The sequence below is a fragment of the Brumimicrobium glaciale genome, assembly GCF_004152935.1.
Classification (GTDB): Bacteria; Bacteroidota; Bacteroidia; order Flavobacteriales_D; family Crocinitomicaceae; genus Brumimicrobium; species Brumimicrobium glaciale.
This window is the reverse complement of record NZ_SETE01000003.1, coordinates 192,446-207,527: the sequence shown is the minus strand read 5'-3', so window position 1 is coordinate 207,527 and position 15,082 is coordinate 192,446. Positions and strand designations below refer to the sequence as shown.

11 protein-coding genes are annotated in these 15,082 nt (G+C 32.8%); 5 read left to right on the top strand and 6 right to left on the bottom strand.

The annotated features are described in order from the left end of the window. Nucleotides 1-6 precede the first annotated feature (6 nt). The 4 genes from ERX46_RS08150 to ERX46_RS08135 all read right to left on the bottom strand — a co-directional run bounded on the left by ERX46_RS08150 (nt 7) and on the right by ERX46_RS08135 (nt 3,053). Nucleotides 7-1,644 (bottom strand): S41 family peptidase, encoded by a 1,638-nt coding sequence (locus ERX46_RS08150; RefSeq protein WP_130093368.1) that lies wholly within the window; start codon nt 1,642-1,644, stop codon nt 7-9. A gap of 45 nt (nt 1,645-1,689) precedes the next feature. Continuing rightward, nucleotides 1,690-2,070, bottom strand: coding sequence for a ribonuclease P protein component (gene rnpA / locus ERX46_RS08145; protein ID WP_130093367.1), 381 nt, complete (start codon nt 2,068-2,070; stop codon nt 1,690-1,692). Between the two features lie 215 nt (nt 2,071-2,285). Further along, nucleotides 2,286-2,582: a thioredoxin gene (gene trxA, locus ERX46_RS08140; protein ID WP_130093366.1), complete on the bottom strand. Its 297-nt coding sequence runs from the start codon at nt 2,580-2,582 to the stop codon at nt 2,286-2,288. 12 nt (nt 2,583-2,594) lie between these two features. Beyond that, nucleotides 2,595-3,053 carry a DUF983 domain-containing protein gene (locus ERX46_RS08135; RefSeq protein WP_130093365.1) on the bottom strand — a complete coding sequence of 153 codons (459 nt, stop codon included), beginning with the start codon at nt 3,051-3,053 and terminating at the stop codon, nt 2,595-2,597. A 149-nt stretch (nt 3,054-3,202) separates the two neighbouring features. Between ERX46_RS08135 and rlmN the strand changes: the two genes are divergently transcribed. From rlmN to ERX46_RS08120, 3 genes are all read left to right on the top strand, one after another. Beyond that, a complete protein-coding gene (gene rlmN / locus ERX46_RS08130) occupies nt 3,203-4,267 on the top strand; it encodes a 23S rRNA (adenine(2503)-C(2))-methyltransferase RlmN (RefSeq protein ID WP_130093364.1) in 1,065 nt (354 codons plus the stop codon). Between the two features lie 348 nt (nt 4,268-4,615). Next, complete coding sequence (locus ERX46_RS08125; RefSeq protein WP_130093363.1) at nt 4,616-5,470, top strand: multicopper oxidase domain-containing protein; 855 nt, start codon at nt 4,616-4,618, stop codon at nt 5,468-5,470. Next, entirely contained in the window at nt 5,467-6,636 is a 1,170-nt protein-coding gene (locus ERX46_RS08120) for a multicopper oxidase domain-containing protein (RefSeq protein ID WP_130093362.1), read from the top strand. Before ERX46_RS08125 ends, ERX46_RS08120 begins: the two co-directional genes overlap by 4 nt. A 445-nt stretch (nt 6,637-7,081) precedes the next feature. Here the strand turns inward: ERX46_RS08120 and ERX46_RS08115 are convergent, their stop codons facing one another. Continuing rightward, the gene (locus tag ERX46_RS08115; RefSeq protein WP_165366192.1) at nt 7,082-10,552 is read right to left on the bottom strand and encodes a PKD domain-containing protein; all 3,471 of its coding nucleotides are present in this window, start codon (nt 10,550-10,552) and stop codon (nt 7,082-7,084) included. A gap of 205 nt (nt 10,553-10,757) precedes the next feature. On the opposite strand from ERX46_RS08115, the gene ERX46_RS08110 reads away from it, so the two are divergent. Further along, on the top strand, nt 10,758-12,554 hold the full coding sequence (locus tag ERX46_RS08110) for an ABC transporter ATP-binding protein (protein ID WP_130093360.1): 1,797 nt from the start codon (nt 10,758-10,760) through the stop codon (nt 12,552-12,554). Nucleotides 12,555-12,623: 69 nt separating this feature from the next. Next, complete coding sequence (locus ERX46_RS08105; protein ID WP_130093359.1) at nt 12,624-13,445, top strand: hypothetical protein; 822 nt, start codon at nt 12,624-12,626, stop codon at nt 13,443-13,445. A 16-nt stretch (nt 13,446-13,461) separates the two neighbouring features. Here ERX46_RS08105 and ERX46_RS08100 read toward each other — a convergent pair whose 3' ends face one another. Beyond that, the gene (locus ERX46_RS08100; protein WP_130093358.1) at nt 13,462-14,748 is read right to left on the bottom strand and encodes a hypothetical protein; all 1,287 of its coding nucleotides are present in this window, start codon (nt 14,746-14,748) and stop codon (nt 13,462-13,464) included. Nucleotides 14,749-15,082: the final 334 nt, after the last annotated feature.

Sequence of the window (15,082 nt, the reverse complement as noted above, 5' to 3'; positions counted from 1 at the left end):
GTTATTTTAAGGTTTTAAAAGTGACTCGTATTCTGACTTGTTATTTAACACTTCAATGGCTTTTTTTAGTGGCTGATCATCTTGAAAAGCGTTTAAAACTCGGCCTTCTTGATAGTAATAACGAGAAACAATTTCATTGGATAGTAATTCTTTAATTTGACTTTCGAATAAATCTAAATCATCTTCTTTTGAAGCGCTCACTACTTTTTGAAGTGCTTTAAATTCTCCATCAATTTTCTTGTCGTATCCTTCATGTTTTGCAGCTTCTAAAACTCTTTCCAAGTATTCTTGAGTTGCTGTTTTGTATTCAAATTCCTTTTTTAAAACATAGCCTTTGAAATCCTTGTATATTTTATCTGTAATTCTAAATTCTTTTGCTGGGGCAATTTCAGGATTATTCTGTGCGAATTCAGTTGCGAAATCAAAAACGATATTTTCAACCATTAAAACAGCCGTAATTCTTGCCAAATTTTCTTCTTCGATGCTAATATCTGGCTCTATTCCTCTACCGTCAATCACTTCTCTTCCATTTTTGGTATGGAAAATCTTAATTAATGAATCAGGAATCTCATCTACTTTTCCGTCATTCTTGTGATAATAATCCAATTTCTGAACACATCTTCCCGATGGCGTATAGTATTTAGCAATCGTTAATTTCATTTTTGCGCCATACTTCAAATCGATTGTTCTTTGCACCAATCCTTTCCCAAAAGTGGTGCTTCCAATTATAACTCCTCTGTCTAAATCTTGAAGCGATCCGGAAACAATTTCAGATGCTGAAGCTGAAAATCCATCTACTAAAACAACAATTGGAATTTCTAAATCTAGCGGATTATTTCTGGTTTTATAACTTCTGTTCTCATCTGAGATTCTTCCTTTCGTCTTTACAATTTCTTCATTTTGTGCAACGAAAAAGTTTACGATGTCAATAGATTCAATTAATAATCCACCTCCATTTCCACGTAAATCCAAAATGATTTTTTCCATTCCTTGACTACTCAAATCTTCAAAAGCACTTTTTACATTTTTGGAAGCTGTTTGGGTAAAAGAACTCAATTTGATATAGCCGATTTTTCCTTTATCATCCACCATTCCAAAATACGGAACATCTGGTACTTTAATTTCGTCACGATCTACTTTTATTTTTTTTACGCCTTGATTCGGACGTTCATATTCCAGCATAAAAGAAGAACCTTTCGATCCCTTTAAAGCATCTGAAACAACATCAGAAGCTACACTTTTCATAGTTCTTCCGTCGATTGATATAATTTTATCTCCCGCCTTTAAACCTGCTTTTTGAGCTGGCATATTTTCATACGGTTCAGCAATAAAAACATATTCGCCAGATTTTCTAATTAAAGCACCAATTCCACCGTATTGACCAGTTGTCATTAAACGATAATCTTCAATATTTGATTCGTGATAATAAACAGTGTAAGGATCCAATTCCTGCAACATTGCGTCAATTGCAGCTTTAGAAATCTCACCCGTTTTTGGTTCATCTACATAATATTTATCTAAATTCATGTAAATCAAATCAATAAGCTCAAGGTTTTTGATGACCTCAAAACCGTTTGATTGTGAAAAACTATTGTTATTTATTCCAAAAAGAAATAAAAAGACGATTCCATAAATATATCGCATATAAATTCTGATTTTAATCTTCTAATGTAATGAAAAAGGGCAAAATTAAGCCTTACTCTCCACTAAACGCAGAAAAAGCGCTTCTATTTTATTAATGATTCGTTGATAGGTCTCTTCTTCATTTGAAGTGTAGATCAAAAAGAGTGCTAATTGTGGTTCCTCAGCAGTCATTGATTGTTCAATAATGTGCTTTTTCTTGCGCACTGCCTCACGGATTAATCGCTTGATTCTATTGCGGTCTACGGCTCTTTTGAACTTTCGTTTAGGTACGGCAATTACAATTTGGAAACGGGTATTTGTTTTTAAATCTACAGCAAGATAACGCAATAAAAAAGGATAAACTTTTTCTTGTTTTCCGTCTTCAAAGATGGAAGTCATCACTTTTTTACTGCACAGTTTATATTCCTTACCGAAACTTTCGTCCATGGCGTAAAAGTAATTGTTTTTCGTTGATTTGTTAAAATGTAAATTTATTGATCTGTGAATTCGTTAATCTGTGAATTCGTTGATTTGGTGAATTCGTTTTGACGATAAAGACTTCGATGTTGCCTTCGACAGGCTAAGTCAACGGATTGCTCCTCGGTGACTGTCGAAGGCACTACATTCAAAGGTTTACTCTTAGAAAAATTATCAATTATCAATTACAACGCCTTATCAATCACTCCTTTCAAATCTGCTCGAGAATGAATCCCTGCTGAACGCCAATTGATTTCACCTTCTTTAAACAATAAAAATGTTGGAACTCCACGCACTTTATATTTCTGAGCAGCTGCTTGGTTCTTATCCACATTGATTTTAATCACACGGATTTTTTCTCCATACAAATTTTTGATTTCGTCAATAATTGGATTCATCGTTTGACAAGGTCCACACCAATCTGCATGGAAATCTACTAAAACAGGTGTTTTTCCTTTAATTATATCATTAAAACTACTCATGATCTTTTTTATTTACTCTTGTTCATTTATTTGTGTTTCCCGATTTTTCGGGACAGCCGTTGAACTCTCGTTGGTCTGTTGTTGGTGCTTTTCTATTGCTTTTGGATCATAACCAGTAAAGATGTTTATCCAAGCCAAACGACCCAATCGGAAACTTAATGGTGCAAAAATTATAAGCACAATTAAGATGTTTATCATATAAACCCAATACGGAGTTTCTTGATAAATTAAGTAGGTCAAAACAAATGTAGCTACTGATATCGCTACAGTAATTCCATAAGATGCATACATTGCACCGATGAAAAAGGCAGTTTCTCTTTCGTATTTGTGGCCACACTCACTGCAACGCTCATACATTTTGTCGAACTTCCTTAAATTGAATATAGTATTGTACTTAAATACTTTCCCTTTATGACAACTAGGACAGGTATTCGTTAACACACTTTTAACTCTACTTTCGTTCCAACCCATATTGCAAAGATACAAAGAAAAGCAGTGATAAAATAGTGACTTTTATCACAATTCAGGGTTGAAAACTGTGTTTCTACAACCAATTTTAGACATAAGTCATTCCTTACTTGTCTATTCTAAAAATATCATCGAACTTTGCACCTCAAAATATGGAAGACAAGAAAAACATACGTGCTTTATCAAAAGCAGAATTAAAGGCAGAATTCACTGAGTTAGGTGAGAAATCATTTCGTGCAACACAGGTTTATGAATGGTTGTGGCAAAAAAACGCTGCTTCATTCGATGAAATGACAAATTTGAGTGTAAAATTACGTGATCAGTTAAAAGACCAGTTTTTTATTGACCACATTTCTTTGGACGAACAACAGATTTCTAAAGACCGTACTATTAAATGTGCATTTAATGTTGGCGTAGGAAAAGTTGTTGAAGGAGTTTTGATTCCTAGTAAGACGAGAATGACCGCATGCATATCATCCCAAGTTGGTTGTAGTTTAGCCTGTGAGTTCTGCGCTACTGGAAAGTTGAAACTATTAAAGAATTTATCTGCTGGTGAAATTGTTGACCAAGTAGTCCATCTTAAAAATCTTGCTGAAGAAAAATACTCACAAAACTTAAGTAATATTGTTTATATGGGAATGGGCGAACCGCTTTTGAACTATAAAAATATGATGGACAGCATTGAAAAAATCACTTCTGAAGATGGTTTAGGAATGTCTCCAAAGCGAATCACTGTATCAACGGCAGGAATTGCTAAAATGATCAAGAAATTAGGTGATGATGAAGTGAAATTCAACCTTGCTGTTTCCTTGCACGCCGCTAATGATAAAAAGCGAGATAAAATTATGGCCATCAACGAGACAAATAATCTTGCGGCATTGGCAGAAGCTATAGGCTATTTTTATGGTAAAACAGGAACGCGTGTTACTTACGAATACATCATCTTTAAAGATTTTAATGATGAATTAGAAGACGCGCAAGAACTTGCTGAATTCTGTAAAATTGTTCCGTGTAAAGTGAATATTATTGAATACAACACCATTGATGATGGGATTTTCCAACAAGCTGATGCTAGTAAAGTAGATCGTTTTGCGGCTTTCCTAGAAGAAAAAAATATAATTGTGAATGTTCGCCGAAGCAGAGGTAAAGATATCGACGCGGCATGTGGACAATTGGCAAATAAAAATGAAGTTGTTACGGAGAGGATGATGAAATAGATTTTTTAATGTTTAATTATTAAGGTTTAACGAGCTTTGAAATTGGTGTACAGCACAAACCCCGTTAATAATTAAACCTTAAAATCAATGTTTAATTGTTTAAGGATAAATCCGCCATTGGTTGGGCAAGTTGGTTAACGCGATAAGGGTGGAAATATTTGTGATTATTTTCTCATCCTCGTTTTTGAACTATTCCCTCCAGCCATCGTCATCCTGAAGTAAATTTTCTTTTATAAATTTGCGAGGGATCTTATTTTTCTTTTTTCTAAATCCCGATAATTATGAATTAATTTTTTTCCGTAATTTCACATCTATAAACTTACAAATACACAAAACTCATTCAACGCAATGAAAATAAAGTTCTTAGTTGCCATTTCTTTAATTGTATTCAGTATTTCTTCTTATGCGGCAAATGTCGATACTTTGTATGTGCTGAAGGTAAATGTTACTTTCAACGGAACGAATTTTCAAAAAGGGGTAATCTCTGATAGCCTGAGTCCTGTTCAATTTGATAATGCGGTTTTAGATTTGACTGGTGGAAACACAAATACATTTTTACTGATCAACACAGATACCATTTCTTATGATTTTTATCTAAACACAAACTCATCTTTGACTTGGACAATAGGAGCTGAAGATACAATTACTGTAAATATTCCTGTTTTATCTTCGGGTACACATGCAATTTTGTCCTCGACAACCGAGGGAGAATTATTGGGAACCGCTTGTATTTTGAGAGTCGATTTACAAGGTGATTATCTTTACAGTTGGGATTTTTGGGAAATGAATACTGGTTTATCTCAAGATATTGCAGCGGCAAATGCAACAAGTATTCCTGCTAATTATAGGCCGGATGTATTTTCAATTAACGCAAATCCTTTGGCACCAATGGACACCAGCAACGCCATTATTTATGGAAATGTGGGTGATACGATTATTATTTCTGTACTCAATTCTGGGAATATGACCCATAATATTCACTTTCACGGTTATCATATTACAATAATCGGAGCTTCTATGCAAACCAATCGAATAGGTTGGTCAAAAGACAGTTTTCCAATTTATGAAGGCGAAACAATGACCTTACGACTTGTTCCAGACCAGCCGGGCACTTATCCAGTTCACAATCATAATTTGGTAGCCATAATATTCAATAATAATTATCCTTCGGGGATGATGACCATGTTAAAAATTAATCCATGATGAAGAAATATACATTAATAGTCACTTTTATATGCTGTATCTTTTCACTTTATGGACAAGTAAAAGAAGTTTCACTTGTTTCAAGAATGGATGGACAGAAAACACTCCTCGATGGTCAAGATATTATTTTTTGGGGCTATGGATACGATGATACACTATCGCAAAATGATAAAATATTTTTGCCTGGACCATTGCTAAGGTTTGATGTTGGCGATACTGTAATTATAAATTTGAAAAATGATTCTCCCGAAGATCATACCATTCACTGGCATGGTTTAGATGTTGATCAAGCCAATGACGGCGTGCCTCATACAAGTGCTCCAGTGAATGGAGGTGGAGCTGAATTTTCCTATACTTTTGTTTGTAAAGAACCTGGGTCGTTCATTTATCATTGCCATGTTTTAACAACTTTGCATTTGTCAATGGGAATGTATGGACTCTTCATTATTGATTCTGAAGTAGAAAATCAGATTTACAATAACGCAGGAAAATACACAAAAGACTACAATTATTTACTTTCTGAAATGAATACAAATTGGAATTTGAATCCTCTTTCACCTGGTCCATTTTATTTATACGAAGCAGATTATGGAATGGTAAATGGCTGGGCAGGTTCAGAAATTCAACTTAAAAATCAATCAATAATCGGAAATACAGCAGATTCAATTGGAATTCGTTTGGCAAATACCGGATATGGAAGAATAGAAACTGTTTTCCCAGAAAATCTCGAGGTGAAAGTTTTCGGAAGTGATGGTAGAGAAGTCAATAGTTTCTTCACAGATACCTTACAAATGTTCCCCGGTGAACGCTTCGGTGTTGTTGGTTATCCACAAAGTATTATAGACGATAGCATCACTGTAAATTATTACGATTTACGAAATGAAAACTTGTACTATACGAACTATATTCCAGTGAAAATCACAGATGTTGCCAATACGATAAATCAAGATCTAGAGAAGCTTGTTGTTTATCCAAACCCATTTAATGACCACTTAATAATTGATGAAGTAAAGAATAACGGAACTGCCATAATTTATGATCTCAACGGAAAACAAGTTTGGAAAGGTGAGTTGACTAAAGGACAAAACCAAATTCATCTGAATGTTGAAAAAGGAATTTATATTTTGAATTTTGCGGGGAAACAGAGTAAGGTAATTAAGAATTGATTTTATGTTAGTATTCTTGGTAAAGTTCTCCTTCTTTATCTCTCCGTCAGCTGACTGAGTTTGACATCACCTTTTATTTTTGTTTTAAAGTTACTAAAAGACTTCGTAAAAGATCCTTCGCAAAGCATAAAAACAAGTTTTTATTGCTTTACTTCAGGATGACATGTTGTTGGGTTTGTGGGTTTATGGGTTCAAAAAAAGGGGTAAAAATAGTGACGCAACGCGCCACTATTTTTACCCCTTTTTTTGACAATGTCCCTCCCTGTATCTGTCATCCTGAAAATCGAGAAAATCTATGGTTTTCCGATTGAAGGATCTTTTTTTTCTTATTTTGATGATTAGAGGTGAGGGTTTACATTCTTTCTAAATGTAAAAATTGAAAAGAAAACCCCCATTCCATAAAGTAGATAAAAGCCAACAGCATAAAGCCTATAGCCTACCGCATCTAAATCTTAACAAACCCAACCGTCGGAACTTGCCCTTCCCCTTCAAAAACAATACTATACCTTCCACTGCTCCAAGTACTCGTTTCAATCACAAATTCATTCAATCCTTTCTCTAACTCTTGCTTTTCAGTGATCATATAAATCAACTTCCCTCTATCATCATAAACACTTAAAGCAATCACACCTTTTTTCGGCATTACTACTTTTATTGTTAATTCATCTTTTACTGGATTTGGATAGGGAAATACGATTACCGTTTGATTATCCGTCATTGTTTTACAAACCTCGTTATTGCTGATTTCTTCTTCCATGAATTGCGCTGGTTGAATGATAATTCCTTCAATACATAAGAAATTCTGTAAAGTATCTTCCGCTGAAATCTTCGCACTTGGATTGGCTGAGAAAATATAAATTTCTTCTTCATCGGCTTGTAACATTCCAGACCAAGTTTCTTTGATGAATCCCGTGCTTGGACTATTTAAAACCAAATCTACTTCCGAGATTGGTGTACTCCCGATATTCTTCAATCGCACACCAATCGTTAAAAATCCGTTGATGTCTTGACTAAATAATTGAGAAATTTCTAAATCTGTACGTTGATCCATAACAGGTAACTTCACGCTTATACTGTCCAAACAATCCCATTCATTTTTCACTCTTAATTCAACCGTTTGTTCTGTTCCTATTTGACTTTCCTCAAATACAACACTGGTATCTGCTTGTTGAGTAGTAGCGAAATTCCCAAAAGACCATAAATATTCATTTTCACCTGAACTTGTACTTTCAAATGCAATCGGGTATTCAGCGATAAAAGCACTTGGAGTAAAAATGAAATCTGCATTTAAATAGGAATTGATCGTAACACTTGAGATTTTAGAATTCTCACATCCAAAACCAGAACTTACTTTTTGTTCTAAAGTATAAATTCCACTGTTTGCAAAATTCTTTGTGACATTAAATCCATTCAGAGGATTTTGATTGTTAAAGATCCATTCCACTTGCGCAACACTTCCATCGGGCACAAAAGAAGCATCTGTAAATGAAGTTTCAAGTCCAGCACAATCTTGATCGATAGTGCTTTCTACTTGAGGTATTGCATGAATTTTAATGTCCTTACTGATACTATTACTGCATCCATTATTTGCCGTTGTAATTAATTCCACTGTATATATACCATGCGAACTATAAGGTTTTTGTGGATTAGCTTGATTCGAATTTGTACCGTCACCAAAGCTCCATTGATTATTGCTAATTACTGAAGGAGTAGCCACTGTTGAAGTGTTTTGATAGCTCACTATATTTCCTGCACAAACTTCAATAAATGTAAAATCTGCAACTGGAGTAGGTTCAATTGTTTTGGTCTGGATCAATGTATCAACACATCCGAAAATGTCGGTTCCAATGAGCATAACATCATAATCTCCGTATGCAGTATAGGTATGTGCTACGTTTTGACCATTGGCAATATTATCAATTCCACTCGTTGGATCATCAAAATTCCACTCCCAATTGGTGATGGTTTGTGGACTCATTTGTCCTCCGTTGAACTGTATGCTTTCATCTTGACATTGGTTCGATGCAGCGTAAGTAAGAATTGGATTTTCCTTAACTTCTATTGTTGCTGTTTGGTTGTTAAAACAGCCTACGGAAGTTTCTATTGTTAGATCTATGGTATAGATTCCTCCTGTGGAATAAGAATGGTTTCCTTGGTTGAGTAGTGAAGTTGTCCCGTCTCCTAAATCCCAATCCCATCCTATGATTGTTGAGCCGTCTGTTGTTGTGGAGAGGTCTTGGAAATTGAAAGTTTCGTTTACGCAGATGGTGGTTGGGAGCTGTGTGTTTATTGTTGGGGCGTCGCCGAGGATGGTGACGTTGATGGTGTCTTTAAGAACACATCCAATAGAACTTTCAGTAATTACACTATATGTTCCTGTTGTGTTGATAACGATTTCTGGAGTATTTTCTCCTGTACTCCATATATAGTTGACAGCATCATTAGCGCCTATTGTTAAACCTATATTATTCCCAGAACATAAATTAGTGTCTGCGCCTAAAGTTGCATTTAAAGCAAATTCATCAATTATAAAACTTAATGTATCTGATTCAAAAACACAACCATAAATGTCAGTTACTGAAACATGTACATTTCCAGGGGAATCTATAATCAGCGTATCTGCGGTTGAGCCATCTTTCCATGAGTAGGTGTAGTTTGATCCTAAATTAGTTTGCCAAATTATAGAATCTCCTGAACAGAAGTTTTGCTGATTCGGATATTCAAATTTTTTGGTTAGTACTTCAATTGTATCTCGAGAAATAAGTCCAAAAATATCTTCGACTTCCACCCAATATGTACCAGATGTATTTACGATTAAGCTATCAGCTATTGAGCCATCCGACCAGAGGTAAGAATCAAAATGAGCCCCAGCAAATAGAACTGAGTCACACAATGAATAAGATATATTCCGCCCTAAATTAACAGGGGGAGCAAACTTATAACGTAAATACTCATGAGTTAGTTCTCTCAATGAATCATTCAGTACAATGTCAAAAATCAAAACTTCGGCCATTAAACCATTGAAATAAGAGTTTCCTCTAGACTTCCCTATAGAAACCCCATTTTTAAATAACGCAGATCCATTGCTTGAGTTGAATAATGAACTATTATTAATTCGCAAATCAAAATCAGTACCAGTGCTGATGTTTAAGATATGAAAACTATCTAGATTAACGGTATTGTTGTTTATAGCAAATGATTCCGTCCTTCCCCAATCAGAATAAATAAGGCCATCAGTAAAAGGATAATAATCTTCTTGAAAGGATTTCCCAAAGGACCATAGACCTGAATATAATGAGTTAATTGGTACTGCCTTATCAATTTTCAATAAAGAAAAAATATCCCCCTCAGAAAAAAAAGCAAAGCCTGAAGAACTAAAAAAGGCTTTTTCTTCACTCGGAAACTCAATAACACTATGGCTGTTTAATCTTTTTACATTATCCTTAATTAGGGGTTGTCTTGAAGCGGTGGGCATAGTAAAATCATGATTGCCTAAATAATCATACCAAGCAGAAATATAATTATTAGGCTCTACCTCTACGCTGTCTGCCTTCAACCACACTTTTAAGTCTGTCCAAGAACTATAGTCTACAATTGTAAAGCTTCTAGGAGCAGACCAATTGCCATTATCAGCTTTTACACGCCAATAATAGATGTTATTACCTACTAAGCTTTGGGATAAATAGGAGAGAGAGTTTATGTTGTTAACATCTGTAGTAATTGCAGTGAAATTTAGATCATCCGCTATTTGTATATGATAATCAATCGCTCCTAAACTACTGTTCCACTCAAACTGTATTTCCTCATTTTCAAATACATGATCATTCTTAGGGAATATGGGTTGCTCTTGCCCAAGAATAGCTCCATTTATTAAACAAAGTAAAAGTGCAAGAATTATATATTTTATGTTTAACATAATAATCCAAAATATTTTTAAGGCTAAAGTAGGGAAAAAGATAAGTTTTGAGAAAAAAAATGTGCGTAGTTTAAAAATTGGTTTTTCATTTACAACTTTCATTACATAAGCTCAACAATAAAATCATTATCAATACTATTTCCATAAATGAACCTATTCTTTTTAAAAATTCATTAATATTGTTCCTCAATTTATTTACTTAAGAATGAATTCAATCAAAAACCTTTTAAAAAAACACTTCACCAATTTTATTTATTTTTATAAATACTTAAAATACAGGCTTTTTATTGTTATTGGTTTTGGGGTTTTGGTGGGTGTTTTAGACGCTTTTGGGTTAACTATGTTTCTACCTATTCTAGAACTCACTAGTAATAATAACGAAATTACTGGTGAAAGCCTTGGTGGTATGTCTATTGTCATAGATGGGCTCAGCGCGATTGGTATACAACTTAATCTAATTGTTGCTGTAAGTATACTCTTCATTTTTTTTATTTTTAAAGGTGTATCTGTTTATTTTTCAGAAGTTTATAAAGTAAACGTAAATCAGTCTTTTATTTCCAAAATTCGAATTCGTCTAATCAGTTTATTGGGATTGTATCCATTTAAAAATTTTGTAAGTGCAGATGTAGGGCATATTCAAAATACTTTCACATTAGAAGCTTCGAGAGTGTCAAGTGCTTATCAGAATTATATTAATGGGATTCAACAATTACTGATGGCACTCGTCTATATAATTTTTGTATTCATGATTGATTGGAAGTTCGCAATTTTGGTTTGTGTAGGAGGTTTGCTAACTAATTTAGTTTTTGGTGCTATTTACAAAAAGACCAAACAAGAGTCGGATGACTTATCACAAAAAAATAGTTATTATCAAAACTATATAATTCAGTACATCAATAATTATAAATATTTAAAAGCTACAGGAACAATAAATATATATTCTGAAAAATTAATCCATAGAGTTAAAAGTATTGAAAGCACCAATAAGATTATGGGCAAATTAAATGCGCAATTATTAGGCTCAAGAGAGCCTCTTCTCATCTTGGTAGTTTGTTCTGTTATTTTAATTCAAGTAAATTTATTTGATGGGGAATTAGCGACTATTTTAATAAGTTTAATACTTTTTTATAGAGCTTTAACTCAGTTATTTAATTTCCAAACAAGTTACAATACTTTTTTAGGAAATTCCGGCTCTTTGAAAAACATTTCATCCTTTGAAAAAGAACTTTATGACGTAGCTGAAAAAGATGGTACTATTCCTTTTCCTAGATTTAGGAGCGACATATCTTTAAAAAGCATTCATTTTAGTTTTGGAGAAAAACAAGTTATTAATAATATTAATTTAAATATACCAAAGAATAAAACAATTGCATTTGCTGGAGAGAGTGGTAGTGGAAAAACGACAATTGTTAATCTCATTTGTGGACTCTTGGATACCAATGAAGGAAATATATTAATTGACAATAATGACATAACGAGTTTGAAGAGAAGTGATTATCAACAGAGGATTGGGTATATAGCACAAGAGCCAATTATTTTCAATGATACCATTTTTAATAATATTAGTTTTTGGGCAGACCCAACTCCCGAAAATATTATTCGTTTTGAAAAAGCTGTTGAACAAGCTTCTATCAAAAATTATATTGAGGAATTATTTGAAAGGGAACAAACGGTTTTGGGTAATAATGGTGTCAATCTATCTGGTGGACAAAAACAACGCATCTCAATCGCCAGAGAATTGTATAAGGATATAGATATCCTCATCTTAGACGAAGCAACCTCAGCCTTAGACTCTGAAACCGAGACTGAAATTCAAAAAAACATTGACCTTCTTAAAGGAGAATACACTATTATTATCATTGCACATCGACTTTCTACCATTAAAAATGCAGACAAAATATATTTAATGGAAAAAGGAGAAATTGCCGCAGAAGGTAGTTTTAGTGAGTTAATAAAAAGCTCGAAACGATTTGAGAAAATGGTCGAATTACAAGAAATATAAGTATTTACGATGAAGGATTTTTTAACTAAATTGATAAAAAGATTATTTGATATTTTTCATTTAACGGTAATGAAAAAAGAAAGTTTATTTACAATTCCTATAGAAATAGATTTAAGATTTTCTGGTTCCTCTTTAACCCCAACAAATGTTTTAGAATTTAAGTCTAAGCAGCGTGACATAAATTATATTTTGAATATTCCTAAAGACAAGATTATTCTTAGGAAAATAATGGAAGTTTGGATTGAAATGTTAGAGATAAGGGCTAATGAGAACATTGATTTAAAAATAGAAGAAAGACCATCTTTTTTGTTTTTTAAAAACTATTTTGATACCTATCAGCCTAAAACAGTAATGGAAAGATTAGAGCTTGAAATAAAATCATTAAATGAGCATCAAAAAGAATATTTTTCTAAACCTCCCCTTTACACCACATTTCCGTGGGTTGATCAATCGCCTGATGAAGAGTATAATATGTATTTAGGTTTTATGAAAAAGGAGTTTGAAGAACACCATGGTAAAGCATATATTGCTGAAGACGGATGGAAAGGATTTGGTCCTGCATCTAATAGATTAATTGAAATGGAATATAATCGAATAATAAATATTTATGAATCAATTCTAAAACATGGATATATTGAGAAATTCGGTTTTCCTTTTATTGAAATTTATATAAAAGATAATGAGTATAAAGTAACGCTTGAAGGAGCTTGGCACAGATCAGCTATATTATTCGCTATTGAGACGGATTCAATTCCAACTGTTTTAAACACCAACACGAATATAATTAATAGTAAAGATGTTGAAAATTGGCCTCAAGTATTATCAAAAGTCTATTCAAAAGAACAAGCATTGGAAATATTTAATGACACGTTTAGCTCATCTTTAAAGTAATTTTCAAACATCTAATCTAAGCGATTTCGCCGTACCTCTTAGGAAACATTTTTTTGATAACTGTTTTTATTTTTTGAGGTATAAACTTCTTTGTAAAGCTTTTTAATACTTGAATATTAGATTTATTTTCTTTAATATCTAAAGGTGTATTGCTAGGGAGATGTTTTATTATGTTTAGATTTCTATAAACTTTTTGATCAACAGGGTTAGAGAAGTAGTAATCATTAGCTATATAATAACCGCCCAATGCCTTCCCTATTGTTTCATCATTTGTCAATAAATCCGTATAGAACCATTCAAATCTTAATTTTTTAGCTAATTCATTTAAGACTCCAATATATTCTTTCTTCACATTTGGTTTTTGAGCCTTGCAGTGATATAATAGACTAAAGAAATAATCATCCTCTCTTGGTATAAATATTTTATTTTTTAAAACTTTATTATTGAGCATATCTCTCTGCCAAGATGTGTCGTAATAAAAATCACCAATATATCTAATGTCTAGAATAATGTCCTTGTTCGCAATTGAAACAACGCCATTATGGGGTTTTTCTAGCCATATTTGTTCAGCGCCTAAAACAGAAGCTAATCTTTGATAGGAATCAGTTAGTATATCTAATTCCTTTTCGTCATTATCAATATTAAAAAGATCTTCAAAGCCTCTTTGAATTAGATAATTACTTGTTAGATTTAACATTCTAAAAAACTCGTCATAATCCTTCCATCCATTTGCTCCTTCTAAATCTTTACTTAACTTTTCAATTTTTAGATGTTCTCCTGAAACTAATCTCTCAAATAAGTCATAATTCAAAAGGAGAGGAGCTTGAAAGTAAAACTCATAGATATTATTTGTTGAATGAACAGCATTTTTAAGACCTAAGTCATTCTCTATCCAACCTCTAACTTTATATTTTGCTTCTACAATATTCAGATTAGAAAGCTCTACTTTTTTAGAGACTGATTGAGCATAAGTATAAATTGGGTTATTGTCTTTTATTACAAATAAAATAAAATTGGTTCCTCCTATTTTTCCCATTATACTATCCATATTAGAGTCTAAATTTTCCTTAGAGGAAAAAGGAGCTTCGTATAATCTACATGCATTCTGATAAAGATGTTTTTCGCTCCATTCTATTTCAACTTCTAAAAGGATCTCAAATTGTTCATTTAATAAATTTCTAACCCTACTTCTGTATTCAAAAGTACTTTCCCATAAAACAAAACACCCGAAGTCCGCGTCTAAATTGTGTTTATAGCCGTCTTCAAGTTTTTCAAATTTTATTTCTGAATATTTTTTAACCATTTTAATATTGATATGAGGTGAAAGTATATATTTTTAAGTGAAGTGATTTTTGAATAAGTAGTCAAAAATAGATAAAATAATGAAAGTTGCCTAGTCCGCTCGAATAACTTAGTTCACTCTAAACTTATCAAAATTCAGAAAAATAAGAGATCTTTACTTTAAAATTAGAGGAATTGTTTACTTCTTCACTAAAAATATTAAATTCGCAGGTAATAGCATAACAATATATACACTAAATTACTTTCTCCATTTTTAACTTTAGAGAAAACTGTTGAAATGAATCAAATACATATTAAAACACATATTTTGAATACATTCGTAAATAACTTCAAGA

Excerpts from the sequence above, each read along its gene's own strand:
- ERX46_RS08110 (WP_130093360.1), top strand. The coding sequence starts at position 10,758 with ATGAATTCAATCAAAAACCTTTTAAAAAAACACTTCACCAATTTTATT.
- ERX46_RS08135 (WP_130093365.1), bottom strand. The coding sequence starts at position 3,053 with ATGGGTTGGAACGAAAGTAGAGTTAAAAGTGTGTTAACGAATACCTGT.
- trxA (WP_130093366.1), bottom strand. The coding sequence starts at position 2,582 with ATGAGTAGTTTTAATGATATAATTAAAGGAAAAACACCTGTTTTAGTA.
- rlmN (WP_130093364.1), top strand. The coding sequence starts at position 3,203 with ATGGAAGACAAGAAAAACATACGTGCTTTATCAAAAGCAGAATTAAAG.
- ERX46_RS08150 (WP_130093368.1), bottom strand. The coding sequence starts at position 1,644 with ATGCGATATATTTATGGAATCGTCTTTTTATTTCTTTTTGGAATAAAT.
- ERX46_RS08105 (WP_130093359.1), top strand. The coding sequence starts at position 12,624 with ATGAAAAAAGAAAGTTTATTTACAATTCCTATAGAAATAGATTTAAGA.
- ERX46_RS08125 (WP_130093363.1), top strand. The coding sequence starts at position 4,616 with ATGAAAATAAAGTTCTTAGTTGCCATTTCTTTAATTGTATTCAGTATT.
- ERX46_RS08120 (WP_130093362.1), top strand. The coding sequence starts at position 5,467 with ATGATGAAGAAATATACATTAATAGTCACTTTTATATGCTGTATCTTT.
- ERX46_RS08100 (WP_130093358.1), bottom strand. The coding sequence starts at position 14,748 with ATGGTTAAAAAATATTCAGAAATAAAATTTGAAAAACTTGAAGACGGC.
- rnpA (WP_130093367.1), bottom strand. The coding sequence starts at position 2,070 with ATGGACGAAAGTTTCGGTAAGGAATATAAACTGTGCAGTAAAAAAGTG.
- ERX46_RS08115 (WP_165366192.1), bottom strand. The coding sequence starts at position 10,552 with ATGTTAAACATAAAATATATAATTCTTGCACTTTTACTTTGTTTAATA.